General features: G+C 66.8%; 22 protein-coding genes and 1 pseudogene. 11 read left to right on the top strand and 12 right to left on the bottom strand.

Annotation, left to right across the window (positions count from 1 at the left end; translation table 11 throughout):
- Positions 1-124 precede the first annotated feature (124 nt).
- Positions 125-751: a DUF47 domain-containing protein gene (locus AK36_RS20080; protein WP_045579040.1), complete on the top strand. Its 627-nt coding sequence runs from the start codon at positions 125-127 to the stop codon at positions 749-751.
- A gap of 10 nt (positions 752-761) precedes the next feature.
- Positions 762-1,772 carry an inorganic phosphate transporter gene (locus AK36_RS20085; protein WP_011885018.1) on the top strand — a complete coding sequence of 337 codons (1,011 nt, stop codon included), beginning with the start codon at positions 762-764 and terminating at the stop codon, positions 1,770-1,772.
- 104 nt (positions 1,773-1,876) lie between these two features.
- On the opposite strand, the gene AK36_RS20090 is transcribed toward AK36_RS20085, so the two are convergent.
- Together AK36_RS20090 and AK36_RS20095 are read right to left on the bottom strand one after the other, a co-directional pair.
- Complete coding sequence (locus AK36_RS20090; RefSeq protein WP_045579041.1) at positions 1,877-2,908, bottom strand: C40 family peptidase; 1,032 nt, start codon at positions 2,906-2,908, stop codon at positions 1,877-1,879.
- Positions 2,909-3,140: 232 nt separating this feature from the next.
- Entirely contained in the window at positions 3,141-4,958 is a 1,818-nt protein-coding gene (locus AK36_RS20095; protein WP_045579042.1) for a PhoH family protein, read from the bottom strand.
- Here AK36_RS20095 and AK36_RS34755 point away from each other — a divergent pair.
- A pseudogene (locus AK36_RS34755) lies at positions 4,854-5,095 on the top strand (hypothetical protein); the annotation flags it as partial. The gene AK36_RS20095 and the pseudogene AK36_RS34755 overlap by 105 nt on opposite strands.
- A gap of 195 nt (positions 5,096-5,290) precedes the next feature.
- Here the strand turns inward: AK36_RS34755 and AK36_RS20100 are convergent.
- The 9 genes from AK36_RS20100 to AK36_RS20140 all read right to left on the bottom strand — a co-directional run bounded on the left by AK36_RS20100 (position 5,291) and on the right by AK36_RS20140 (position 13,689).
- Positions 5,291-5,752 (bottom strand): peroxiredoxin, encoded by a 462-nt coding sequence (locus tag AK36_RS20100; RefSeq protein ID WP_011885015.1) that lies wholly within the window; start codon positions 5,750-5,752, stop codon positions 5,291-5,293.
- Between the two features lie 120 nt (positions 5,753-5,872).
- Positions 5,873-6,769, bottom strand: coding sequence for a polysaccharide deacetylase family protein (locus AK36_RS20105; RefSeq protein ID WP_045579043.1), 897 nt, complete (start codon positions 6,767-6,769; stop codon positions 5,873-5,875).
- A 12-nt stretch (positions 6,770-6,781) separates the two neighbouring features.
- Entirely contained in the window at positions 6,782-7,837 is a 1,056-nt protein-coding gene (locus tag AK36_RS20110; protein WP_011885013.1) for a bifunctional UDP-4-keto-pentose/UDP-xylose synthase, read from the bottom strand.
- Positions 7,834-8,781, bottom strand: a complete 948-nt coding sequence (locus AK36_RS20115) for a formyltransferase (protein WP_034195389.1) — start codon at positions 8,779-8,781, stop codon at positions 7,834-7,836. Before AK36_RS20115 ends, AK36_RS20110 begins: the two co-directional genes overlap by 4 nt.
- On the bottom strand, positions 8,778-9,800 hold the full coding sequence (locus AK36_RS20120; protein WP_034195390.1) for a glycosyltransferase: 1,023 nt from the start codon (positions 9,798-9,800) through the stop codon (positions 8,778-8,780). The genes AK36_RS20115 and AK36_RS20120 overlap by 4 nt, the downstream gene beginning before the upstream one ends.
- Before the next feature lie 6 nt (positions 9,801-9,806).
- A complete protein-coding gene (locus AK36_RS20125; protein ID WP_045579044.1) occupies positions 9,807-10,958 on the bottom strand; it encodes a DegT/DnrJ/EryC1/StrS family aminotransferase in 1,152 nt (383 codons plus the stop codon).
- Between the two features lie 158 nt (positions 10,959-11,116).
- On the bottom strand, positions 11,117-11,488 hold the full coding sequence (locus AK36_RS20130; protein WP_011352303.1) for an EamA family transporter: 372 nt from the start codon (positions 11,486-11,488) through the stop codon (positions 11,117-11,119).
- Between the two features lie 13 nt (positions 11,489-11,501).
- Entirely contained in the window at positions 11,502-13,178 is a 1,677-nt protein-coding gene (locus AK36_RS20135) for a glycosyltransferase family 39 protein (protein WP_011885009.1), read from the bottom strand.
- A gap of 136 nt (positions 13,179-13,314) precedes the next feature.
- Entirely contained in the window at positions 13,315-13,689 is a 375-nt protein-coding gene (locus tag AK36_RS20140) for an Mth938-like domain-containing protein (protein WP_014723124.1), read from the bottom strand.
- Between the two features lie 316 nt (positions 13,690-14,005).
- On the opposite strand from AK36_RS20140, the gene AK36_RS20145 reads away from it, so the two are divergent.
- From AK36_RS20145 to AK36_RS20170, 6 genes are all read left to right on the top strand, one after another.
- Positions 14,006-15,244, top strand: coding sequence for a pyridoxal phosphate-dependent aminotransferase (locus AK36_RS20145; RefSeq protein WP_045579045.1), 1,239 nt, complete (start codon positions 14,006-14,008; stop codon positions 15,242-15,244).
- Positions 15,245-15,297: 53 nt separating this feature from the next.
- The gene (locus AK36_RS20150) at positions 15,298-16,626 is read left to right on the top strand and encodes a homoserine dehydrogenase (protein ID WP_045579046.1); all 1,329 of its coding nucleotides are present in this window, start codon (positions 15,298-15,300) and stop codon (positions 16,624-16,626) included.
- A 14-nt stretch (positions 16,627-16,640) separates the two neighbouring features.
- Positions 16,641-18,092: a threonine synthase gene (gene thrC, locus AK36_RS20155; RefSeq protein WP_045579047.1), complete on the top strand. Its 1,452-nt coding sequence runs from the start codon at positions 16,641-16,643 to the stop codon at positions 18,090-18,092.
- Positions 18,093-18,374: 282 nt separating this feature from the next.
- Positions 18,375-19,622, top strand: a complete 1,248-nt coding sequence (locus AK36_RS20160) for a molybdopterin molybdotransferase MoeA (RefSeq protein WP_041493838.1) — start codon at positions 18,375-18,377, stop codon at positions 19,620-19,622.
- Positions 19,623-19,640: 18 nt separating this feature from the next.
- Positions 19,641-19,898 (top strand): molybdopterin converting factor subunit 1, encoded by a 258-nt coding sequence (moaD, locus tag AK36_RS20165; protein WP_011885003.1) that lies wholly within the window; start codon positions 19,641-19,643, stop codon positions 19,896-19,898.
- A 58-nt stretch (positions 19,899-19,956) separates the two neighbouring features.
- Complete coding sequence (locus AK36_RS20170) at positions 19,957-20,433, top strand: molybdenum cofactor biosynthesis protein MoaE (RefSeq protein ID WP_011885002.1); 477 nt, start codon at positions 19,957-19,959, stop codon at positions 20,431-20,433.
- A 70-nt stretch (positions 20,434-20,503) separates the two neighbouring features.
- Here AK36_RS20170 and AK36_RS20175 read toward each other — a convergent pair whose 3' ends face one another.
- The gene (locus AK36_RS20175; RefSeq protein ID WP_045579048.1) at positions 20,504-21,076 is read right to left on the bottom strand and encodes a group III truncated hemoglobin; all 573 of its coding nucleotides are present in this window, start codon (positions 21,074-21,076) and stop codon (positions 20,504-20,506) included.
- Positions 21,077-21,328: 252 nt separating this feature from the next.
- On the opposite strand from AK36_RS20175, the gene AK36_RS20180 reads away from it, so the two are divergent.
- Positions 21,329-21,844 carry an Rrf2 family transcriptional regulator gene (locus tag AK36_RS20180; protein WP_045579049.1) on the top strand — a complete coding sequence of 172 codons (516 nt, stop codon included), beginning with the start codon at positions 21,329-21,331 and terminating at the stop codon, positions 21,842-21,844.
- Positions 21,845-21,998: 154 nt separating this feature from the next.
- Positions 21,999-24,596, top strand: coding sequence for an ATP-dependent chaperone ClpB (clpB, locus tag AK36_RS20185; RefSeq protein WP_011884999.1), 2,598 nt, complete (start codon positions 21,999-22,001; stop codon positions 24,594-24,596).
- The last annotated feature ends 127 nt before the right edge of the window (positions 24,597-24,723 follow it).

Genomic DNA, 24,723 nt, shown 5'->3' on the forward strand with positions numbered 1-24,723 from the left:
GGCGGTAGGTTACAATCCGGCCGGTCACACGGATGTCACTTTGGTCTGTCTTGTCGTACTTACGCGACAACTTACGCGACGGACCACCGTAACCCTAACTAAGTCATTGATTTAACTACAGAATATGTTCGGACGCTGGATGCCCACCGAGGGCAAGTTCTTTGAACTCTTCAACGCGCACGCGAAGCACATCGTTTCCGGTGGCCGCGAACTCGAACTGCTGATCGACAATCTCGCCGACGCCGAGATTCACAAGCAAAACGTGCAGACCGCCGAGAAGGCCGCTGACAAGCTCACGCACGAAGCGATCGATCTGCTGCACAAGACCTTCATCACGCCGCTCGATCGCGACGAGATCCACAAGCTGATCACGACGATGGACGACATCCTCGACCTGATGGAAGACGTCGCGACGGCCGTGTCGCTGTACGACGTGCAGTCCGTCACCTCCGAGGCGAGCCAGCTCGCGCACATCGTCACGCAATCGGCGCAACACGTGCAACAGGCCGTCGGGCTGCTGTCCGACATGAAGCAGTCGGCGCAGATCCTCAAGCAGTGCGAGGAAATCGACCGCTGGGAGTCGGAGGCCGATCGCGTGCTGCGCTCGGCGATGTCGAAGCTGTTCCGCGAGGAAGACGACGTGAAGACGCTCATCAAGCTGAAGGCGATCTACGAGCTGCTCGAAGAGATCACCGACAAGTGCGAGGACGTCGCGAACATCATCGAAGGCATCGTGCTGGAAAACGCCTGAGCGGATCACGATGCATTCGATACAACTCGCCCTATGGATGGTCGCGACGCTGGTGCTCGTCGCGCTCGTATTCGACTTCATGAACGGCTTCCACGACGCGGCGAACTCGATCGCCACCGTCGTGTCCACCGGGGTGCTGAAGCCCCAACAGGCCGTGGTGTTCGCGGCCGCGTTCAACGTCATCGCCTATTTCATCTTCCACCTGAAGGTCGCGCAGACGGTCGGCAAAGGCACGATCGACCCGGAAATCGTCGACCACTACGTCGTGTTCGGTGCGCTGGTCGGCGCGATCGGCTGGAACGTGATCACCTGGTACTACGGGATTCCGTCGAGCTCGTCGCACGCGCTGATCGGCGGCCTCGTCGGCTCGGCGCTCGCGAAGTCCGGCTGGAGCGCGCTGAACATCGACGGCCTGATGAAGACCGTCGCGTTCATCTTCATCTCGCCGCTGCTCGGCTTCATCCTCGGCTCGCTGTTCATGCTCGGCGTGTCGTGGCTGTACTTCCGTACCGCGCCAAGCAAGGTCGACCGCCGCTTCCGGCGGCTCCAGTTGCTGTCGGCCGGCCTCTACAGCCTCGGCCACGGCGGTAACGACGCCCAGAAGACGATCGGCATCATCTGGATGCTGCTGATCGCGACCGGCTATGCGTCGGCGACGTCGGATGCGCCGCCCGTGTGGGTGATCGGCGCATGCTATCTGTCGATGGGTCTCGGCACGCTGTTCGGCGGCTGGCGCATCGTGCGCACGATGGGCCAGAAGATCACGAAGCTCAAGCCGGTCGGCGGCTTCTGCGCGGAGAGCGGCGGGGCGATCACGCTGTTCATCGCGTCGTTCCTCGGCATTCCGGTATCGACCACGCACACGATCACCGGCGCGATCGTCGGTGTCGGCGCGACGCAGAAGCTGTCGGCCGTGCGCTGGGGTGTGGCCGGCAACATCGTATGGGCCTGGGTGCTGACGATCCCGGCGTCCGCGCTGATCGCGGCCGGCGGATGGTGGGTCGGGCACCAGATCTTCTGATCGCGACGCCGCCCGGGTCGCATCAGAACCATGCGCCGCTAACCGTAAGGTTGCGGCGCATTTTCTTTTGCGGTGTACGGAATGCGGCGCTGCGCCGCAATGACTCAGTAGCTGCCGTTCGCGAAGCGGGCGATCGGATCGTCGGCGGTGCTGGTGCGCGGGCTGACCGGCGCCGATTGCGTCGATGCGCGCAGCACCTGCACCGGCTCGGCGCTGCCCGGCGAGCTCGGGGCAGGCATCGCGGACGGCGGTTCCGCATCGAACGCGGCCGCCTGCGCGGCCGTCAGCGCCGTCGTCGGGATCTGCGTGCCGACTTCTTCGGATGGGCCGGCCGGCGGCAAAACCGGCGTCATGGCCATCGTGTCGCCGCCCGCGGAGGAGACCGGCGCCGACATGCGCGGCGCCGGTTCGTACGGAGCGGCTGCGGCGGCCGTCGTCGTCGATACGGCCGGCACAGCAGCCTGCGCCGTCGCACGGGCCGGCGACGAAGCATAGGCAGGCCGCCGCACTGCCGCGGCCGCGACGACCGGCGCGGTGGCCGCAGCCGGCGCATCGCGCCGTGCATCGTAGATCGGGGCATCGAACGGCGTCGGCGTGCCGCGCGGCGGGGCGACGCGGCGAATGCCGTCGAAGCGCTTCGCCCAGTACGGGTTGGTCAGGTAGTCGAGCCGCACGGTGCCGCCCGTCGACGGCGCATTGACGAAGCGCAGCTTGCCGACGTAGATGCCGACGTGCGAGTGCGGCCGGCCGGTGGTGTTGAAGAAGATCAGGTCGCCCGGCGCGATCTGGTCGGGGTCGATGGACGCGCCGCGGCTGCTCATGTCGGCGGTCGTGCGCGGCAGGTTCACGTCGGCCGCGCGGCCCAGCACGTAGCGCACGAGGCCGCTGCAGTCGAAGCCGCTGGTCGGCGTGTTGCCGCCCCAGCGGTACGGAACGCCGACGAGGCTCATCGCCTGGATCGAGATTTCTTCCTGGCCGACGCTGTGATCGACGAAGTTCGGGAAATTGGCCGGAGCGGGGAACGCGCGCGGTGTCGTGATCTTCATGCCCGCGCTGCGCGATGCGGACTGCGGCGGCACGCTGGAGCAGGCCGCGAGCAGTGAGACGACGGCGACGGGAACCCAGATTCGAAGCATGACAAGGTGACGAGCGCGCTGCGCGCGAATCGTATGACGACAGACACACCCGATGGTAGACGGTCCCACGGGCCTCACGCAACCATTCGTGAGAATTTACTTGAAGTTTCGCGCGTAAGTCACGCGTTTCGCGACGCAGGCGCGCGAATGCTTTCGACCCTGAAATAAAAACGGCGCTCCGAACCGGAGCGCCGCAGCAGGTCGAGCCCGGCAGAACGCCGGGCGTATCGCGTTACAGGATGTCCGACGCGTAGTCGGCGAGCCGCGAGCGTTCGCCGCGCGCGAGCGTCACGTGGCCGCTGTGGCCCCAGCCCTTGAAGCGGTCGACGACGTAGGTCAGGCCCGAGCTGCCTTCGGTGAGGTAGGGCGTGTCGATCTGCGCGATGTTGCCGAGGCACACGATCTTCGTGCCGGGGCCCGCGCGCGTCACGAGCGTCTTCATCTGCTTCGGCGTCAGGTTCTGCGCTTCGTCGATGATCAGGTACTTGTCGACGAAGGTGCGCCCGCGCATGAAGTTCATGCTCTTCACCTTCAAGCGCGAACGGATCAGCTCCTGCGTGGCCGCACGGCCCCATTCGCCGGCCGCGTCGTCGGTCTTCTGCAGCACTTCGAGGTTGTCGTCGAATGCGCCCATCCACGGCTGCATCTTCTCTTCCTCGGTACCGGGCAGGAAACCGATGTCCTCGCCGACGGGCACCGTCGCGCGCGTGACGATGATCTCGTTGTAGCGCTTGTCGTCGAGCACCTGCGCGAGGCCGGCCGCGAGCGCGACGAGCGTCTTGCCGGTGCCGGCCTGGCCGAGCAGCGTGACGAAGTCGATCTCGGGATTCATCAACAGGTTCAGCGCAAAGTTCTGCTCGCGGTTGCGCGCGGTGATGCCCCACACGTTGTTCTTGTGATGGCTGTAGTCGCGCAGCGTCTGCAATAGCGCCGTCTTGCCGTTCAGCTCGCGCACGATCGCGTGGAACGTCGGCTCGCCGTTCTGCGGCTCGAGATAGACGAACTCGTTGACGAGCATCGACGCGACGAGCGGGCCCGTCACGCGGTAGTAGGTGGTGCCCGTCTTCGTGTCCTGCCAGCTCTCCATCCCCTTCGCGTGCTTGGTCCAGAAGTCCTGCGGCAACTCGCGCACGCCGTTATAGAGGAGATCCTTGTCCTCGAGTACCTGGTCGTTGAAGTAGTCTTCCGCGGGCAGGCCGAGCGCATGCGCCTTGATCCGCATGTTGATGTCTTTCGACACCAGCACGACCTGACGGTCCGGCCGGTCGCGCTGCAGCGCGCGCACGACGCCGAGGATCTGGTTGTCCGCCTTGCCCGCCGGCAGCCCTTCGACCGGAGCGATGTCGGCCAGCCTGGTCTGGAAGTACAGGCGGCCGAGCGCCTCGCGGCTGCCGAGTCGCGACAACGGAATGCCAGCCGAGATCGGGCCGCCGTCGGCGACGAGCGCGTCGAGCGTGCGGCTGACCTGGCGCGCGTTGCGCGCGACTTCGGACATCCCCTTCTTGTGGTTGTCGAGTTCCTCGAGCGTCATCATCGGCAGATAGACGTCGTGTTCCTCGAAACGGAACAGGCTGCTCGGGTCGTGCATCAGCACGTTGGTGTCGAGCACGAACAGCTTCTGCTGTTCGACCTCGGCCGGCTTGCGGCTGCGGGACTTCGGCGCCGCGCCGGCATCGCGCGCGGGCGCGGAGGCCGGTTTGCCGGCGGCCGGCTTGTCGTCGCGTGCGACGACCGGAGCGGGGGAGGCCGGTGCGGCGGGTTCGGCGGGCGGCTGGAGCGGCTGCAACAGCGCCGCGGTCTGTTTGGTCCTGCGACCGCGTGCGGGCGCGCTCGCGGTTTCCTGCGCCGGCGCCGCGACGGCGCGCAGCGGCGCGGCCGTATTCGCGGCTTCGGTCATCGGTTGGGCCACGCTGGCCGGGCCGTAGTCACCGGCTGTGGATGCGTCCCCTTCGGCGGATTTCTTCGCGGCTTTCGCGGGCCGCGCTTTCGCCTTGTATTCGTCGGGCGGCAGCAGGCTGCCGAGCTTGCTGGGGGGGGTAGGCAAAGGCATGGTGTCCCTCGGGAGGAATCGTGTCGCATGAAGTGCGCCGCTGATCGCATCCTGCGTGACGTAGACGCATGCAGTTTGCGCGCGGTGGCGCACAGGAATTTCGTCTAGCCGGTTCGCCTAAGTGTCGATCAACTCCTTCACGGGGTGCCGGCCGGACCGAGGCCCGGCGCGCAATCCATAAAAAAAGCCGCTGCCCCGTCGACAGGGACATGCGGCTCGGCTGATACCGTCGTGATGCGCGTCAGATGCCGGAAAGCGTCGCAACGGACACCGGCGCAGCTACGAGAAATATGGGGCGAACTGGCATTCATTGCGGCCCAATATAACGCGCCTCAAAGCGCTTGTACAGCACTTAGCACGTCGTCCACGTGACCGGGTACCTTGATGCCGCGCCATGCCTGGCGAAGCACGCCGTCGGCGTCGATCAGGAACGTCGAGCGCTCGATGCCGCGTACTTCCTTGCCATACATTTTTTTCATCTTGATGACATCGAACAGCGTGCACAGCGCTTCGTCGGCATCCGAAATCAGCGGGAACGGCAGCTCGAGTTTCGCCTTGAAGTTGTCATGCGAGCGCAGGCTGTCGCGCGACACGCCGATCACTTCCGCGCCGGCCTTCGTGAACTTCGGATAGAGATCGCGGAACTGCAGGCCTTCGGTCGTGCAGCCCGGCGTGTTGTCTTTCGGATAGAAATACAGGACGAGCTTGCGGCCCTTGAGGCCGGACAGCGAAATGTCGCCGCCCGTCGCGGGTGCGGTGAAATCGGGAACTTGACGGTCAACTTCGACGGACACGTGTTTCTCCTGTTGTTATGGAAAGGCGCCGCTCGGGCGGCGCGTTCGGCGGGGTGTCGCGGCGGCACGCCGAAGCGGCGAGCCGAAACGACAGCGCCGGCTGGGCCGGCGCGCGCGAACTCAGTCGGGCTGGACGATCAGTTCGCCGGAGCGGCCGGGGATCTCACCCCACGCGACAGGGTACGATGGCAGCGAGTCGCGGTCCAGCGTTGCGTGGTAATCGCCCATCGTCGCAAACGTGTGGCCCTGCGCACGCCAGCCGGCGAGCAGTTGCTCGAACACCGGCGCGAGTTTCTGGCCTTCGAGTTCCGCATGCAGCGTGAACACCTGATCGTGCGGATTGGTCTCGGTGAACTTCAGCAGATGCGCGGCGACGTTGTGCGTGTCGATGCCGTCGATGCCGAGCACCTCGTCGAGCGTCGGCAGCGTGGTGGGCATCTGCACGTGCGACAGCGTGCGGCCGCCCACTACCGGCAGATACGGCGAATGGCCGCGACCATCGGACGCATAGTGCATCCCCCATGCGTCGATCTGCTCGAATGCCGCGTCGTTCATCTGCCAGCCGGCCGCGCCGTGCGTGACGGGCGGCGCACCGAAGACGTCGACGAAGCGCGCGTGGCTCTTCTGCATTTCACGCGCGGTCCAGTGGCGATCGCGCACGCGCACGTTGTCCTGCCAATACACGTGATCCCACGTATGGATCCCGCACTCGAAGCCGGCCTCGTGGATCGCGCGCATGTCGGCGATCGCACGGCGGCCGATGTCGGGGCCCGGCAGCAGCACGCCGTACATCAGCTGCTTCACGCCGTAGTGCTCGACCACCGACGTACGCGACACCTTCTGCAGGAAGCCCGGCCGGAACACGCGCCGCAGCGCCCAGCCCGTATGATCGGGGCCGAGGCTGAACAGGAAGGTTGCGCGCGCACTGAAGCGGTCGAAGATGCGCGCGAGATTCGGCACGCCTTCGCGCGTGCCGCGCAGCGTGTCGACGTCGATCTTGAGGACGATGCGAGCCAAGCGTGCGTCCCGTCAGTGCTGCTGCTCGACCAGCGCGCGCGCGTCGGCGACATGGCCGCGATACGCTTCGAAGATCTTGCGCAGCGCGTCGTCGAACGTCGATTGCGGCGCCCAAGCGAGCTCCTGCATCGTGTTGTCGATCTTCGGCACGCGGTTCTGCACGTCCTGGTAGCCGTTGCCGTAGTACGCGCCCGAGGTCGTCTCGACGAGCTTCACCTGCTTGGCCGAATCGGCGTACTCGGGGAATTCCGCCGCCAGTTCGAGCATCTTGTGCGCGAGCTCGCGAACCGAGAAGTTGTTGTGCGGATTGCCGATGTTGTAGATCTTGCCCGACGCGACGCCGCCCTTGTTCTCGATGATCTTCATCAGCGCGCTGATGCCGTCGTCGATGTCGGTGAACGCGCGCTTTTGCGAGCCGCCGTCGACGAGGCTGATGTTCTCGCCGCGCACGATGTGGCCGAGGAACTGCGTGACCACGCGCGAGCTGCCTTCCTTCGGCGTGTAGATCGAGTCGAGGCCCGGGCCGATCCAGTTGAACGGACGGAACAGCGTGAAGTTCAGGCCTTCCATCCCGTAGCCCCAGATCACGCGGTCCATCAGTTGCTTCGAGCACGCGTAGATCCAGCGCGGCTTGTTGATCGGGCCGTAGGTGAGCGCCGATGCGTCCGGATCGAACTGCTCGTCCGAGCACATGCCGTAGACCTCGGAGGTCGACGGAAACACGAGGTGCTTGCCGTACTTGACGGCCGAACGCACGATCGGCAGGTTCGCCTCGAAGTCGAGCTCGAACACGCGCAGCGGCTGCTTCACGTAGGTGGCGGGCGTCGCGATCGCGACCAGCGGCAGGATCACGTCGCACTTCTTCACGTGATACTCGACCCACTCCTTGTTGATCGTGATGTCGCCTTCGAAGAAATGCATCCGTTCGTGGTTGACGAGGTCGCCCAGCCGGTCGGTCTGCATGTCCATGCCGAACACTTCCCAATCGGTGGTTTCAAGAATGCGCTTCGACAGGTGATGGCCGATGAAGCCGTTCACACCCAGGATCAGGACTTTTTTTGCTTTCATGAATGACGGGAAGAATGAATGAACTGCGCGAATTCGGCCGGCGTCACGACGGTTTCGCTGCCGTCGCGCTGCTGCCACAGCTCGAGAATGGATAGGGCGCGGCTGTCGCCGCAGACGCCGAATAGCGCATTATCGCTTACGTGCAGGCCGGCGGGCAAATTCGCCGCGGCCGTCGCGGCGGCGCTGCCGGGCGCCGCGAGGCGCGCGCGCGCGATCACGAAGCGCATGCCGCCGACGTCGGTGAACGCGCCCGGATAAGGCGGCGCGACGGCGCGCACGAGGTTGTAGACCTGCGCGGCCGGCTTCGACCAGTCGATGCGGCCGTCCTCCGGCTTGCGTCCGCCGTAGTAGCTGCCGCTCGCGAGATCGTTCGGCAGGTGCGGCGCGTCGCCGGCCAGCAGCGCGGGCAGCACGCGCCAGAGCGTCTGCTCGGCGGCGACCGTGACCTTGTCGAACACCTGCGCGGCCGTGTCGTCGGGCAGGATCGGCACGGCCGTCTGGCCGAGGATCGCGCCGGCGTCGGGCTTCGCGGCCATCTCGTGCAGCGTCGCGCCGGTTTCCGTTTCGCCGTTCAGCACGGCCCAGTTGGTCGGCACGCGGCCGCGGTATTTCGGCAGCAGCGAACCGTGCATGTTGTACGCGCCGCGCGGCGCGATCGCGAGCAGGTCCACCGGCAGCATGTGGCGGTAGTAGAACGAGAAGATGAAATCGGGGCGCGCATCCGACACCGCGCGACGCAGCGCGGGGTCGGATGGATCGGCCGGCGTGATGACCGGGATGCCGTGTTCGGCGGCGACGGACGCGACGCTGCCGAACCAGATGTTCTCGCTCGGGTTGTCTTCGTGCGTGACGACGAGCGCGACGTCGACGCCGCGCGCCAGCAGCACCTGCAGGCAGCGCACGCCGACGTTGTGATACGCGAACACGACGGCGCGCGGCTTCATCGTGCGGCTCCCATACGGTCGGCGGCGGCCGGCACCGCGGGCACGCCGTCGTGCTGTTCGAGCACGGCCTGGACCAGATAGCGCGGCCGCGCGCGCACCTGCTGGTAGATGCGGCCGATGTATTCGCCGAGCAGGCCGAGCGCGAACAGGATCACGCCGAGCAGGAAGAACGTGATCGCGAACAGCGTGAACACGCCTTGCACTTCCGCGCCGACGATGAAGCGGCGCACCAGCAGCAGCACGAACAGCGCCGCGGAGCCGAGCGACAGGATCACGCCGATGAACGACAGCCACTGCAGCGGCACGACCGAGAAGCCGGTGACGAGATCGAAGTTCAGCCGGATCAGGCTGTACAGCGAGTATTTCGACTGGCCCGCGAAGCGCTCCTCGTGCGCGACCTCGATTTCGGTCGGGTTCTGCGCGAACGTATAGGCGAGCGCCGGGATGAACGTGTTGACTTCGCCGCACACGTTGATGGTGTCGATGATGCGGCGGCTATACGCGCGCAGCATGCAGCCCTGGTCGGTCATCTTGATCCGCGTGATGCGCTCGCGCAGCCGGTTCATCACCCGCGACGCCTTGCGCCGCCACAGGCTGTCCTGGCGCTGCTTGCGGATCGAGCCGACGTAGTCGTAGCCTTCGCGCATCTTCGTGATCAGCTTGCCGATCTCCTCGGGCGGATTCTGCAGGTCGGCGTCGAGCGTGATCACGATGTCGCCGCGCGACTGCGCGAAGCCCGCGAGGATCGCCATGTGCTGGCCGTAGTTGCCGTTGAGCAGCACGACGCGCGTCGTGTCGGGACGCACGTGGAACTGGTCGGCCAGCATCGCGGCCGAGCGGTCGCGGCTGCCGTCGTTGATCAGGATCACTTCGTACGACGTGCCGAGTGCGTCGAGTGCCGGGTAGAGCCGCGCGAACAGCGCGTCCAGGCCGTCTTCCTCGTTGTACACGGGGATGATGACCGATACCTCCGGGGTCGCGGCGCCCGGATGCCCGGCGCGTGCTTCAAGGTGATTCATGTACGCTTACTTTCCGTATTGTTCGCAAATCTGATTGATGGCGTCGGCCACGCGACGCACGTCGTCTTCCGTCATCTGCGTGAACAGCGGCAGCGTGACGGTCGAGGCGCCGTACCGTTCGGCGTGGGGGAACATGCCCTCCTTGAAGCCGCGCGCACGATACAGCGTGAAAAGATGGATTGCCGGATAGTGGACGCCGGTGCCGATGCCGCGCTCCTTCATCTGCGCCATGAAATCGGCGCGCGAGAGCGACAGCCGCTCGAGCGGCAGCGTGACCTGGAACATGTGCCAGTTGCTGTTCTCGAAGTCGGCGACCGGCAGGCCGAGCCCGAGCTTCACGGCCGCACCGCCGTCGAGCGCGGCGAAATACGCGCGCGCGAGCGCCCGGCGCTGCGCGGTGAAGCGTTCGAGGTGCGGCAGCTGACCGAGGCCGACGCGCGCGGCGACGTCGGTCAGGTTGTACTTGCCGCCGAGCACGTCGCAGTCCATGCCGTCGAAGCCGGTGCGCGTGATGCCCTGCAGCCGGTACTTCTGCGCGAGCGCCGCCTCGTCCTCATCGTTCAGCACGAGTGCGCCGCCTTCGATCGTCGTCAGGTTCTTGTTCGCGTGGAAGCTGAACGACACGATGTCGCCGATCGCGCCGATGCGCTGGCCTTTCCACGTCGAGCCGAGCGCCTGCGCGGCGTCTTCGATCACGCGCAGGTTGTGCGCGCGGGCGATCGCGTACAGGCGGTCCATGTCGACCGGCAGGCCGGACAGGTAGACCGGGATGATCGCCTTCGTGCGCGGCGTGATCGCCTGTTCGAGCTTGTCGAGGTCGATGTTGCGCGTGACCGGATCGATGTCGGCGAACACGGGCGTCGCGCCGGTTTCGATAATCACGTTGCTGGTCGACACCCACGTGGCGGGCGTGGTGATCACCTCGTCGCCAGGGCCGACGCCCGCGATGCGCAGGCCGATCTCGAGCGTGCAGGTGCCGGAGTTGAACGCGCGCACCGGACGGCCGCCGCAGTACTCGGACAGCGCGGCCTCGAACTTCTGGTTCTGCGGGCCGGTGGTGATCCAGCCCGAGCGCAGCACTTCGACGACGCCCTGAATGGTTTCCTCGTCGATTTCGGGGCGGGTGAACGGCAGGAACGGAGCGGTAGTCTGGCTCATGAACGCGTTGGCCTGTAATGGCGTGTAATAAAGGGGTCGGGCGATCCGGTCCGAAACCGGCATTAAACACCGGTTGTCGGATTCGTACCGTGATTTTTTGTAGGCGGGCGCTTAATGCACATCTGGCACACAGGACACGCAACGCCCGCCGCGCACGGTCAGCTGCGCGCGAGCACGAGCACGCCGATCAGGATGATGCCGATGCCGACGAGCCGCTGGACCGACAGCACTTCGCCGAACAGATACCACGCGGCGAACGCGTTGACGACGTAGCCGAGCGACAGCATCGGGTACGCGATCGACACGTCGACCCGCGACAGCCCGACGATCCATACGACCACGCTGAGCACATAGCAGCCGAGGCCGCCGATGATCGGCAACTGGGTCGCGATCTTCAGCCCGACGGGGATGATGTTCGCACGGCTGAATTCGAAGTGTCCAACGGCGTTGACGCCGGCTTTCAGCAACAGCTGGGCGCAGGCATTGAGCATCACGCCGGTGATGATGCAGACGAACGAAACGGGATTCATGCGACGGACGTCCTTAGGATTGCGGTTTCTCGACGATCACGCGGCGGTTGTCGCGCGCGATCACGCGCATCGGCACGCCTTGCCGGGCGAGCGCGTCGTACTGGTCGGGCGGCATGATCGCGAGCGCGTGGGTTTCCTGTTTCCAGCGTTCGATCCACTGGCCGACGGTCGGGATCCATTTGTCCGGTTCGACCGAAATGCCGAAGCCGAGCTCGTCCTTGCGCTGGACCATGATCGTCGTGTGGCCGACGTAGAACGGGAACGTGTGATCGAGCATCTCGATCGAGTAGAACGGCGTGTCCGGCGGCAGCTTCGCGAGTTCGGCGCGCACGGCCGGCGCGAGCAGCGCACCCGAGCTGTAGCGGCCGAATTCGTCGTGACCGGTGCCGCCGATCGTGCCGAACGCGAGCCACGCGGCGCCGAACGCGGTGATCGCGGCGGCCACGCCGGCGCGCCGGTTCAGCCACGCGGCGGCGAGCGTCAGCGCGGCGGCCACCGCGAGGCCCGCGTACAGCCACATCTGGAAGGCGCGGTACAGTGCGTTCGGCGTGCGTGCGTCGCCCTGGTACGCGAGCGCGATGATCCCGAACGCCGCGGCGACCAGGAACACGAGGTAGCCGAGCAGGTGCCGGCGGAACCGCTCGGCGCTCATCAGCGGCAGGTAGGCGCCGATGATCAGCGCGAGCGACGGTGCGATCGGCAGCACGTACGAGATCAGCTTCGAATGCGAGGCGCTGAAGAACAGGAAGATGAACGCGCTCCAGACCAGCAGCACGAGCATCGGCGAGAAGCCGTTCGGCTGGCGCGGCATGCGCAGCGCGTGGCGGATGCTCTGCCAGGCGACCGACAGCCACGGCAGGAACCCGACGAGCAGCACCGGCACGAAGTAGTAGAACGGCCCCGGGCGGTTCTGCTCGGGCGTCAGGTAGCGGCGGAACTGCTGGACGACGAAGAAGAAGTTGAAGAACTCGGGGTTGCGCTGCTGGACCAGCACGAACCACGGCGTGACGATCGCGAAGAAGATCACGAGGCCGCTCACCAGGTACAGCCGCTTCCACAGCGCCCAGTCGCGGGCGATCAGCGTATACAGCACCAGCACCGCGCCGGGCAGGATCAGGCCGACGAGCCCCTTGGACAGCACCGCGAACGCCATCGCGGCCCAGCAGACCCACATCCAGCCGCGCACCGAGCCGGCGCGCAGGCCCGGCCGCTGCGCGAGCAGCAGCGCGCACAGCGACAGCGCCATCCAGAACGCGAGCCCCATGTCGAGCGCGTTGAAGTGGCCCATAAGGTTCCAGTACGGCGAGCAGGCGAGCACGACGGCCGCGAGCAGGCCCGACAGCGGATTGAACAGGCGCGCGCCGGTGTAGCCGACCAGCAGCACGCCCGCGAAGCTGGCGAGGCCGGTGTAGAGGCGCGCCTGCCATTCGCCGATGCCGAACCACGCGAACGTCAGCGCGTTCAGCCAGGTCTGCAGCGGCGGCTTCTCGAAATATTTGTAGCCGTTGTAGCGCGGCGTGATCCAGTCGCCGGTGACGAACATTTCGCGCGCCATCTCCGCGTAGCGGCCCTCGTCGCTCGGGATCAGGTGGCGCAGCCCGAGCGGCGCGAACCAGACGATCGCGAGCGCGACGAGCAGGAGGACGAGCGTGATGCGATTGAGCGGTAGCCTTGCGGGCGTATCGTTCATGGGTTTTCAGCCTGTTGGTTGTTGTAGGGACCGCCGGACGGGTGGCGCCGGCGGCGGGCCGCCCGCCGGTCGGTCGGCCCGGCGGGCGAGCGGGGATCGACCCGACGCGCCGGCCCGTGTTTTACCGCATTGACGATTAACGTTCAATTAAGAGCGCGGCGGCGACTTTACGGCCCTCGGCCATCAGGATGTTGTAGGTGCGGCAGGCGGCCTGGAAATCCATCGTCTCCACGCCGATCCGCTCGGCCGTGAGCGCGGCCACCAGGCGCGGGTGCGGAAAGCGCAGCCGGGCGCCGCTGCCGAAGATCACCAGCTCGGGCGCGGGCTCGAGCAGCATCGCGAAATGCTCGGGCGCGAGTGCGTCGAACGACGCCACGGGCCAGTCGCGCACCGGCGCGCCGGGCAATACGATGACGCTGCCCTCGTGGCGTTGGAGGTTGACGTCGACATAATCGGGGCCGTAGCCGGTGACGGTGTTGAGCGCGCCGCTCGTGTCCTGGTGCAGTTTCAAATCGGTGTTCCGCAATTCCGTGGAGGGAAGGTCTGGCGCGGGCCGCACGGGCCCGCGCGGCCGATTTCGCGCGGCGCGCATGCGGGACGCCCGACGGCGCGGGCCCGCAGCGGCCATGGTGCATTGCGAAAGTCGGCCAAAATCCGCTAAATTATAACTTTTTGGTCGCCCCCGGGCGCCACTTGCGTCGAGCGTCGCCACAAGCTGCGTCCAGCCGCCCGCTTTTTCCCAGTCTAGACAGCGCGCACAGACCGGCCGCTTTCCAGTTTTGATCCCGTCCCCTCGGCCGCAAGGCCAACCCAGGAACCGTGTCGTCGTGAAACCGATTCAGAAGTCGAACAAGCTGCTCAACGTCTGCTACGACATCCGTGGCCCGGTGCTCGAGCACGCGAAGCGCCTCGAGGAAGAAGGCCACCGTATCATCAAGCTGAACATCGGCAACCTCGCGCCGTTCGGTTTCGACGCACCGGACGAGATCATCCAGGACATGATCCGCAACCTTCCCGCGTCGTCGGGCTATTCGGATTCGAAGGGCGTGTTCTCGGCGCGCAAGGCCGTGATGCACTACACGCAGCAAAAGGGCGTGGTCGGCGTGGGCCTCGACGACATCTACATCGGCAACGGCGCATCCGAGCTGATCGTGATGGCAACCCAGGCATTGCTGAACGACGGCGACGAGGTGCTGCTGCCGGCGCCCGACTACCCGCTGTGGACGGCCGCCGTGAGCCTGTCGGGCGGCACGCCCGTGCACTACGTGTGCGACGAGCAGAACGCGTGGATGCCCGACCCCGACGACATCCGTCGCAAGATCACGCCGAACACCAAGGCGCTCGTCGTCATCAACCCGAACAACCCGACCGGCACGCTGTATTCCGACGAATTGCTGCTCGAGCTGCTCGAGATCGCGCGTCAGCACGGGCTGATCGTGTTCGCCGACGAGGTCTACGACAAGATCGTCTACGACGGCCTCGAACACACGGCGCTCGGTTCGCTGTCGGAGGACGTGATCACCGTCACGTTCAACAGCCTGTCGAAAAGCTATCGCTCGTGCGGCTACCGCGCGGGCTGGATGTCCGTGTCGGGCCTCGGCGGCGACAACCGCCGGCGCGCGAACGACTATCTGGAGGGGCTCGGCATCCTGTCGTCGATGCGGCTGTGCGCGAACGTGCCGGGGCAGTTCGCGATCCAGACCGCGCTCGGCGGCTACCAGAGCATCAACGAGCTGATCGTGCCGAGCGGGCGCCTGTACAAGCAGCGCGAACTCGCGTACGACATGCTCACGTCGATTCCGGGCGTGACCTGCGTGAAGCCGCAGGCCGCGCTGTACATGTTCCCGCGGCTCGATCCGAAGCTGTATCCGATCCAGAACGATCAGCAGTTCATCCTCGACCTGTTGCTCGAGGAGCGCGTGCTGCTCGTGCAGGGCACAGGCTTCAACTGGGCGCAGCCGGATCACTTCCGCGTGGTTTTCCTGCCGAACCTCGACGATCTGGCCGATTCGATCAGCCGGATCGCGCGCTTTCTCGACGGCTACCGCAAGCGCCATTCGGTCTGAGCGGGCCGGGTTTTCGCGCATTCATTCATTCTTACTAGCGAATCACAAGCAGCATGGAACCGATCAAAGTTGGCCTGTTGGGCTTCGGCACCGTCGGCAGCGGCACCTTCACGGTGCTGCACCGCAATCAGGAAGAAATCAAACGGCGCGCGGGGCGCGGCATCGAGATCGCGCGCATTGCGGTGCGCAACCCCGCCAAGGCGCAGGCCGCGCTCGGCGCTGACGCCGGCGTCGTCGAGGTCACCGACGACTTCAACGCGGTCGTCGACGATCCGTCGATCTCGATCATCGCCGAGATGATCGGCGGCACCGGCATCGCGCGCGAGCTCGTGCTGCGCGCGATCGCCAACGGCAAGCATGTCGTGACCGCCAACAAGGCGCTGCTCGCGGTGCACGGCACCGAGATCTTCGAGGCCGCGCGCGAACAGGGCGTGATGGTCGCGTTCGAGGCGGCCGTCGCGGGCGGCATCCCGATCATCAAGGCGCTGCGCGAAGGCCTGACCGCCAACCGCATCCAGTACATCGCCGGCATCATCAACGGCACGACCAACTACATCCTGTCGGAGATGCGCGACCGCGGCCTCGATTTCGCGACCGCGCTGAAGGCCGCGCAGGCGCTCGGCTACGCGGAAGCCGATCCGACCTTCGACATCGAAGGCGTCGACGCCGCGCACAAGGCGACCATCATGAGCGCAATCGCGTTCGGCGTGCCGGTCCAGTTCGACCGCGCTTACGTCGAAGGCATCAGCAAGCTCGACGCGACCGACATCCGCTATGCGGAAGAGCTCGGCTACCGGATCAAGCTGCTCGGCATCGCGCGCCGCGCCGAAGACGGCATCGAGCTGCGCGTGCATCCGACGCTGATTCCCGAGAAGCGCCTGCTCGCCAACGTCGAAGGCGCGATGAACGCGGTCGTCGTGCACGGCGACGCGGTCGGCACGACGCTCTACTACGGCAAGGGCGCCGGCGCGGAGCCGACCGCCTCGGCCGTCGTCGCGGATCTCGTCGACGTCACGCGCCTGCATACGGCCGACCCGGAACACCGCGTGCCGCATCTCGCATTCCAGCCGGACAGCCTGTCGAACACGCCGATCCTGCCGATCGACGAAGTGACGAGCGGCTACTACCTGCGCCTGCGCGTGGCCGACGAGACGGGCGTGCTCGCCGACATCACGCGCATCCTGGCCGACGCCGGCATTTCGATCGACGCGCTGCTGCAAAAGGAATCGGAGCAGGTCGACGACGCGAACGGCGAAACCGACATCATCCTGATCACGCACGAAACGCGCGAAAAGCACGTGAACGCGGCGATCGCGCGAATCGAAAGCCTCTCGACGGTGGTGTCGAAGGTGACGAAGCTGCGCATGGAAGCGCTGAACTGAGGACGCGGAACGACATGAACTACATCTCCACGCGCGGCGCCGGCATCGGCGAGCGCCACACGTTTTCCGACATCCTGCTCGGCGGCCTCGCGAAGGACGGCGGGCTGTACCTGCCGAGCGAGTATCCGCAGGTGTCGGCAGACGAGCTCGCGCGCTGGCGCACGCTGCCGTATGCGGATCTCGCGTTCGAGATCCTCACGAAATTCTGCGACGACGTGCCCGCCGACGACCTGCGTGCGATCACGCGCCGCACCTACACGGCCACCGTCTACAGCAACACGCGCCACGGCGAGAACGCGTCCGACATCACGCCGCTGAAGCCGCTCGGCACCGAGCAGGGCACGGCGCTGTCGCTGCTCGAGCTGTCGAACGGCCCGACGCTCGCGTTCAAGGACATGGCGATGCAGCTGCTCGGCAACCTGTTCGAGTACACGCTCGCGAAGCACGGCGAAGCGCTGAACATTCTCGGCGCGACGTCGGGCGATACGGGCAGCGCGGCCGAATACGCGATGCGCGGCAAGGCCGGCGTGCGCGTGTTCATGCTGTCGCCGCACCGCAAGATGAGCGCGTTCCAGACCGCGCAGATGTTCAGCCTGCAGGATCCGAACATCTTCAACCTCGCGGTCGAGGGCGTGTTCGACGACTGCCAGGACATCGTGAAGGCCGTGTCGAACGATCACGCGTTCAAGGCCCGGCACAAGATCGGCACGGTCAACTCGATCAACTGGGCGCGCGTCGTCGCGCAGGTCGTCTATTACTTCAAGGGCTATTTTGCGGCCACCCGGTCCAACGACGAGCGCGTATCGTTCACGGTGCCGTCGGGCAACTTCGGCAACGTCTGCGCCGGCCACATCGCGCGCATGATGGGTCTGCCGATCGCGAAGCTGGTCGTCGCGACCAACGAGAACGACGTGCTCGACGAGTTCTTCCGCACCGGCGTCTACCGCGTGCGCAGCGCGCAGAACACCTATCACACGAGCAGCCCGAGCATGGACATCTCGAAGGCGTCGAACTTCGAGCGCTTCGTGTTCGACCTGCTCGGTCGCGATCCGGCGCGCGTGATGCAGCTGTTCCGCGACGTCGATGAGAAGGGCGGCTTCGATCTCGCGGCGAGCGGCGATTTCGCGCGCGTCGCGCAGTTCGGCTTCGTGTCCGGCCGCAGCAGCCATGCGGACCGCATCGCGACGATCCGCGACGTGTTCGCCCGTTACGACACGATGATCGACACCCATACGGCCGACGGCGTGAAGGTCGCGCGCGAGCACCTCGACGCCGGCGTGCCGATGGTCGTGCTCGAGACGGCGCAGCCGATCAAGTTCGGCGAGACGATCCGCGAAGCGCTCGAGCGCGAGGCCGAACGGCCGGCCGCGTTCGACGGGCTCGAAGCGCTGCCGCAACGCTTCGACGTCGTGAAGGCCGACGCGCAGCAGGTGAAGGACTTCATCGCCGCGCATACGGGCGCGTAACGCGGCGCCGGGCCGCCCGCGCGGGCGGCCGGCGGCGCACTACGGCCGGAATGTCGATTCGTCGCACGGATCGGGATTCCGGCCGTTTTACTTGGCTGCGGCATTCGCGCGATGGGCGCGGGCGGCGTCAGCCGTTTGCCGTCGTCAGCCGGCGCGAAGCCGTGCGTGCGCGCGCCTGCCGGTCGCGGCAATCGCCGTGTGCGCATGTCGGCCATACCGCGCGCGGCTGCAGCAGCGTCGCTACAATGGCGTATTGAATTCCAACGATCTCCGCTTCCATCGATGTCGAACCCGAATCCCGCGGCGCCGCGCGCGCCGATGCTGTCGACCGCCGAGGCGCTCGCCGCGCTGCTCGATGCCGCGAAGCCGCTGCCCGGCGTCGAAACCGTCGCGACGCTCGACGCGCTCGGCCGCGTGCTGGCGGCCGACGTGATCTCGCCGCTCGACGTGCCGCCGATGCATACGAGCGCGATGGACGGCTATGCGGTGCGCGTCGCCGATCTGCTGCATGGCGAGCGCCGCTTGCCGGTGTCGCAGCGGATCCCGGCCGGCCATCCGGCCGCGCCGCTCGTGGCCGGCACGGCCGCGCGCATCTTCACCGGCGCGACGGTGCCGGCCGGCGCCGATGCCGTCGTGATGCAGGAGCAGACGTCGGCCGACGGCGACGCGGTCGAGATCCTGCACACGCCGAAGGCCGGCGAATGGATCACCGCGCAGGGCGCGGACATCCGCCAGGGCTCGGTGATCCTGCCGGCCGGCACGCGGCTCACGCCGCAGGCGCTCGGGCTCGCCGCATCGGTCGGCTGCGCGCAGTTGCCGGTGGTTCGCCGGATTCGCGTCGCGGTGTTCTTCACCGGCGACGAACTGACGATACCCGGCGAGCCGCTGAAGCCCGGCGCGATCTACAACTCCAACCGCTTCACGCTGCGCGGTCTGCTGGAGCGGCTCGGCTGCCACGTGACGGACTACGGGATCGTGCCCGACTCGCTGGCCGCAACCCGCGACACGCTGCGCGAGGCCGCGCGCGATCACGACGTGATCCTGACGAGCGGCGGCGTATCGGTCGGCGACGAGGATCACGTGAAGCCCGCCGTCGAAGCGGAGGGGCGGCTCGCGCTGTGGCAGATCGCGATGAAGCCCGGCAAGCCGCTCGCGTTCGGCGCGGTGCGCCGCGGCGACGCATGCGCGGACGCGCATTTCATCGGGCTGCCGGGCAACCCCGTGTCGAGCTTCGTCACGTTCCTGCTGTTCGTCCGGCCGTTCCTGCTGCGCCTGTCGGGCGTACGTGACGTCGCGCCGCGCGCGCTGTCGTTGCGCGCCGACTTCTCGCAGCACAAGGGCGACCGGCGCAACGAGTTCCTGCGTGCGCGCGTGAACGCGGCCGGCGGCCTCGATCTGTTCCCGAACCAGAGCTCGGCGGTGCTGACCTCGACGGTCTGGGGCGACGGCCTGATCGACAATCCGCCGCAGCACGCCATCAGCGCGGGCGAGACCGTGCGTTTCATTCCGTTTTCCGAACTGCTGTCGTAAGCGACGGTTTTCCGACCTATGAAGATTCAGCTGAAATTCTTTGCAAGCGTGCGCGAGGCACTGGGCGTGTCCGACGAGCAGGCCGACGTGCCCGACGGCGTGACGACCGTCGGCGACGTGCGCGCGTGGCTGCGCCTGCGCGGCGGCGCGTGGGCCGAGACGCTCGCCGAAGGGCGTGCGTTGCGGATGGCCTGCAATCACGAGATGACCGACCCGGAAACGCGGCTCACCGACGGGTGTGAAGTCGCGTTTTTTCCGCCGGTGACCGGCGGTTGACCGAGCACATGGCCGGCGTCGGCGCTGCCGTGCACGCGCCGGCCGACAGGAACAGACGATGCCGACAGTACGAATCCAGACCGCCGATTTCGACCTGAATGCCGAGGTCGCGGCATTGCGCGCGCGCAATCCGCGGATCGGCGCCGTCGCGTGCTTCGTCGGCACGGTGCGCGACCTGAACGAAGGCGATGCGGTCGCCGCGCTGGAGCTCGAGCACTATCCGGGCATGACCGAGAAGGCGCTCGAGAAGATCGCCGCCGAAGCCGGCCGGCGCTGGCCGGGAATCGACGTCGCGATCGTGCATCGGGTCGGCCGGCTGCTGCCGCTCGACCAGATCGTGATGGTCGCGACCGTCGCGGCGCACCGCGGCGATGCGTTCGCGTCGTGCGAATTCGTGATGGATTACCTGAAGACCGAGGCGCCGTTCTGGAAGAAGGAAACGACGCCGGACGGCGAGCGCTGGGTCGATGCGCGCAGCACCGACGACGCGGCGCTCGCGCGCTGGGGAATCGAGTCGGGCAACCGGCCGCGCTGAGCGGCGCGTACGAGCCCCGCGGCGATTCGCCGCAGCCGCGCGCGCGGCGCGCGCATCGGCATGGCGGGCATCAGGCGTCGGGGCCGGCCTCGGGCTCGACGCCGCGCCCGATGATCTTCGCCGGGAACGGCTCGCCGCGCGCGCGCGACGGCAGCGCGTGCCCATCGTCGTCCGCGTCGCGGCGGCGCGGCGCGATCGCATCGAGCAGCGCCTGCTGCTCGGCCGGAATCCGATAATCCCACCCGAAGCGGCTCAGCTGCAGGCTCTGCGCGATTCTGAGCGCCGGCTCCATGAAGCGCACGGCCGCCGCCGGCGTGTAGCGCGCTTCGACCGTCTTCAGGAACAGCGACAGCCAGCGGCTGAAGTGCGCGGGCTCGATCCCGTCGAGCGGCTGATGCGCCTGCTGCACGTTGCCGCGATAGCCCCTGGTGCCGAGCACGAGGCTCGACCAGAAGCTGACCATTTTGGGCAGATGCGCGTCCCAGCGCCCGTCCAGCTTGGCATCGAACACCGGCCCGAGCAGCGGATCGGCGCGCACGCGATCGTAGAACGCGTACACGAGGTCGCGGATGTTGGCTTCGGTCGGTTCGGCGTCGCGGATGCGGGCCGGCGCGGTGTCGGACGAGGCGGGCAGGGAGGTCATGACGAAAAAGGGCCGGGAAAGTCGGGGCGTTGGCGGTGCGGCTGCGCGCTTCAGGCGCAGGACGCGCGCACGATTTTGACGCAAAATAGCGTCGACCAAGGCCGTAAAAATGCGCAGATGTAATGCATCTTATTGCGCGCCGGCCATTCCGGCAACCGTATCGCGTCGCGCGATCGCGCCCGCCGCCCGGCGAGCGTTCCGATTGATGCAGCGTGCATAATCGGGCCCGATCGACATTTTTGCGTACCGCTCATGAGACTCACCGACTACACCGACTACGCGCTGCGCGTGATGCTGTACCTTGCCGTGCGCGGCGACGGGCTCGCGACGATCCAGGAGATTTCGGATGCCTACGGCGTCTCGAAGAATCATTTGATGAAGGTCGTCCAGCAGCTCGGCGAGCTCGGCTGGGTCGATACCGTGCGCGGGCGCAACGGCGGCTTGCGGCTGTTTCCCGCGTCGCTGAAGCTGACGATCGGCCAGGTCGTGCGCGCCACCGAGAACGATTTCGCGCTGGTCGGCTGCTTTTCGCCGGACGGCGGCGAGTCGCGCGGCTGCGTGATTCAGCCGCAGTGTCAGCTCAAGGGCGTGCTGGCGGCGGCGCGCGACGCGTTCTTCGCCGAGCTCGACCGCCATACGATCGGCGAACTGTCCGTGCCCGCGTCGCCGCTCGTCGCACTGCTCGGGATTCGCCCGGCCGCGCCCGCGCGTGGCGATGCAGCGCCGGACGACGCACCGGCCGCCGCTTTGCCGACCAAGGCCGATTGAGGTCTGCCGCGCCTGCCGCCAGGCGCCCGCGGTGCCCGTGCGGGCCGCCTCCCGCCGCCCGGCAACTGTTGAGTTGAATCAACCGGATTTTCGCTTGAAACCCGTATAACGATCCTCATCTTGGTGTTAATCGAAAATTGGAGGCTTCACCCAAATGAGAATCGACAAGCTAACCACCAAGTTCCAGGAAGCGCTCGCGGACGCCCAGAGCCTCGCCGCCGGCCGCGACAATCAATACATCGAACCCGTGCACGTGCTGGCGGCGCTGGTCGCGCAGCAGGACGGCTCGGCGCGTTCGCTGATGTCGCGGGCGGGCGTACACGTGCAGGCGCTGCAAGGCGCGCTCAATGAAGCGATCGCGCGCCTGCCGCAGGTGACGGGCACCGGCGGCGACATCCAGATCGGCCGTGAACTGGCCGGGCTGCTGAACCAGGCCGACAAGGAAGCGCAGAAGCTGAACGACACGTTCATCGCGAGCGAGATGTTCCTGCTCGCCGTCTCCGACGACAAGGGCGAAGCCGGCAAGCTCGCGCGCCAGCACGGCCTCACGCGCAAGGCGCTCGAAGCCGCGATCGCCGCGGTGCGCGGCGGCTCGCAGGTGCACAGCCAGGACGCGGAAAGCCAGCGCGAGGCGCTGAAGAAATACACGGTCGACCTGACCGAGCGCGCGCGTGCCGGCAAGCTCGATCCGGTGATCGGCCGCGACGACGAAATCCGCCGCTCGATCCAGATCCTGCAGCGCCGCACCAAGAACAACCCGGTGCTGATCGGCGAGCCGGGCGTCGGCAAGACCGCGATCGTCGAAGGGCTCGCGCAACGGATCGTCAACGGCGAAGTGCCGGAGACGCTGAAGGGCAAGCGCGTGCTGTCGCTCGACATGGCCGCGCTGCTCGCCGGCGCGAAGTATCGCGGCGAGTTCGAGGAGCGCCTGAAGTCCGTGCTCAACGACATCGCGAAGGACGAAGGCCAGACGATCGTGTTCATCGACGAGATCCACACGATGGTCGGCGCGGGCAAGGCCGAAGGCGCGATGGATGCGGGCAACATGCTGAAGCCGGCGCTGTCGCGCGGCGAGCTGCACTGCATCGGCGCGACCACGCTCGACGAATACCGCAAGTACATCGAGAAGGACGCCGCGCTCGAACGCCGCTTCCAGAAGGTGCTGGTCGACGAGCCGAGCGTCGAGGCGACCATCGCGATCCTGCGCGGGCTGCAGGAAAAGTACGAGCTGCACCACGGCGTCGACATCACCGACCCGGCGATCGTCGCGGCGGCCGAGCTGTCGCATCGGTACATCACCGACCGGTTCCTGCCGGACAAGGCGATCGACCTGATCGACGAGGCCGCGTCGAAGATCAAGATGGAAATCGATTCGAAGCCCGAAGAGATGGACAAGCTCGATCGCCGGCTGATCCAGCTGAAGATCGAACGCGAGGCCGTGAAGAAGGAGCAGGACGAGGCGTCGCAAAAGCGCCTGCAGCTGATCGAGGAAGAGATCGAGCGGCTCGGTCGCGAATACGCGGACCTCGAGGAAATCTGGACTGCCGAGAAGGCAGCGGTGCAGGGCAGCGCGCAGCTCAAGGAAGAGATCGAGAAGGTGCGTGCCGACATCGTGCGTCTGCAGCGTGAAGGCAAGCTGGAGAAGGTCGCCGAACTGCAGTACGGCAAGCTGCCGCAGCTCGAGTCGCAACTGAAGCAGGTCACGCAGGCCGAAGCGCAGGAGCAGCACGCGCCGACGCGTCCGCGTCTGCTGCGCACGCAGGTCGGCGCGGAAGAAATCGCGGAGGTCGTGTCGCGTGCCACCGGGATTCCGGTGTCGCGGATGATGCAGGGCGAACGCGAGAAGCTGCTGCACATCGAGGAAAAGCTGCACGAGCGCGTGGTCGGCCAGGACGAGGCGATCAGCGCGGTGGCCGATGCGATCCGCCGCTCGCGCGCGGGGCTCGCCGATCCGAACCGTCCGTACGGCTCGTTCCTGTTCCTCGGGCCGACCGGCGTGGGCAAGACCGAGCTGTGCAAGGCGCTGGCGTCGTTCCTGTTCGACTCGGAAGAGCATCTGATCCGGATCGACATGAGCGAGTTCATGGAGAAGCACAGCGTCGCCCGCCTGATCGGCGCGCCGCCGGGCTATGTCGGCTACGAGGAAGGCGGCTACCTGACGGAAGCCGTGCGCCGCAAGCCGTACAGCGTGATCCTGCTCGACGAGATCGAGAAGGCGCATCCGGACGTGTTCAACGTGCTGCTGCAGGTGCTCGACGACGGTCGCATGACCGACGGGCAGGGCCGCACGGTCGACTTCAAGAACACGGTGATCGTGATGACGTCGAACCTCGGCTCGCAGGTGATCCAGTCGCTGACCGGCTCGCCGCAGGAAGAGATCAAGGACGCGGTGTGGATCGAGGTGAAGCAGCACTTCCGCCCCGAGTTCCTGAACCGGATCGACGACGTCGTCGTGTTCCACGCGCTCGATCGCAGCAACATCGAATCGATCGCGAAGATCCAGCTCGCCCGCCTGCACGACCGGCTCGCGAAGCTCGACATGGCGCTCGACGTGTCGCCGGCGGCGCTCGAGCAGATCGGCAAGGTCGGCTACGACCCGCTGTTCGGCGCGCGGCCGCTGAAGCGCGCGATCCAGCAGGAGATCGAGAACCCGGTCGCGAAGCTGATCCTCGCGGGCCGCTTCGGTCCGAAGGACGTGATCCCGGTCGACGTCAGCGACGGCCAGTTCGTGTTCGATCGCGTCGTGCACTGAGCGGCATCGGCCGCCCGCACGCCCGGCTCGCGCCGGGCGCGCAAAAACGAACGCCCCGCTTCGTGCGGGGCGTTTGCATATGGGTCGGCGCAACCGCCGCCGGACCGTCGGGCCGTGCGCTGCGCGC

The organism is Burkholderia vietnamiensis LMG 10929 (genome assembly GCF_000959445.1).
Classification (GTDB): Bacteria; Pseudomonadota; Gammaproteobacteria; order Burkholderiales; family Burkholderiaceae; genus Burkholderia; species Burkholderia vietnamiensis.

Excerpts from the sequence above, each read along its gene's own strand:
- AK36_RS20150 (WP_045579046.1), top strand. The coding sequence starts at position 15,298 with ATGGAACCGATCAAAGTTGGCCTGTTGGGCTTCGGCACCGTCGGCAGC.
- AK36_RS20095 (WP_045579042.1), bottom strand. The coding sequence starts at position 4,958 with ATGCCTTTGCCTACCCCCCCCAGCAAGCTCGGCAGCCTGCTGCCGCCC.
- AK36_RS20130 (WP_011352303.1), bottom strand. The coding sequence starts at position 11,488 with ATGAATCCCGTTTCGTTCGTCTGCATCATCACCGGCGTGATGCTCAAT.
- AK36_RS20120 (WP_034195390.1), bottom strand. The coding sequence starts at position 9,800 with ATGAATCACCTTGAAGCACGCGCCGGGCATCCGGGCGCCGCGACCCCG.
- AK36_RS20125 (WP_045579044.1), bottom strand. The coding sequence starts at position 10,958 with ATGAGCCAGACTACCGCTCCGTTCCTGCCGTTCACCCGCCCCGAAATC.
- AK36_RS20170 (WP_011885002.1), top strand. The coding sequence starts at position 19,957 with ATGCCGACAGTACGAATCCAGACCGCCGATTTCGACCTGAATGCCGAG.
- thrC (WP_045579047.1), top strand. The coding sequence starts at position 16,641 with ATGAACTACATCTCCACGCGCGGCGCCGGCATCGGCGAGCGCCACACG.
- AK36_RS20090 (WP_045579041.1), bottom strand. The coding sequence starts at position 2,908 with ATGCTTCGAATCTGGGTTCCCGTCGCCGTCGTCTCACTGCTCGCGGCC.
- moaD (WP_011885003.1), top strand. The coding sequence starts at position 19,641 with ATGAAGATTCAGCTGAAATTCTTTGCAAGCGTGCGCGAGGCACTGGGC.
- AK36_RS20160 (WP_041493838.1), top strand. The coding sequence starts at position 18,375 with ATGTCGAACCCGAATCCCGCGGCGCCGCGCGCGCCGATGCTGTCGACC.
- AK36_RS20135 (WP_011885009.1), bottom strand. The coding sequence starts at position 13,178 with ATGAACGATACGCCCGCAAGGCTACCGCTCAATCGCATCACGCTCGTC.
- AK36_RS20085 (WP_011885018.1), top strand. The coding sequence starts at position 762 with ATGCATTCGATACAACTCGCCCTATGGATGGTCGCGACGCTGGTGCTC.
- AK36_RS20110 (WP_011885013.1), bottom strand. The coding sequence starts at position 7,837 with ATGAAAGCAAAAAAAGTCCTGATCCTGGGTGTGAACGGCTTCATCGGC.
- AK36_RS20175 (WP_045579048.1), bottom strand. The coding sequence starts at position 21,076 with ATGACCTCCCTGCCCGCCTCGTCCGACACCGCGCCGGCCCGCATCCGC.
- AK36_RS20180 (WP_045579049.1), top strand. The coding sequence starts at position 21,329 with ATGAGACTCACCGACTACACCGACTACGCGCTGCGCGTGATGCTGTAC.
- AK36_RS20115 (WP_034195389.1), bottom strand. The coding sequence starts at position 8,781 with ATGAAGCCGCGCGCCGTCGTGTTCGCGTATCACAACGTCGGCGTGCGC.
- AK36_RS20080 (WP_045579040.1), top strand. The coding sequence starts at position 125 with ATGTTCGGACGCTGGATGCCCACCGAGGGCAAGTTCTTTGAACTCTTC.
- clpB (WP_011884999.1), top strand. The coding sequence starts at position 21,999 with ATGAGAATCGACAAGCTAACCACCAAGTTCCAGGAAGCGCTCGCGGAC.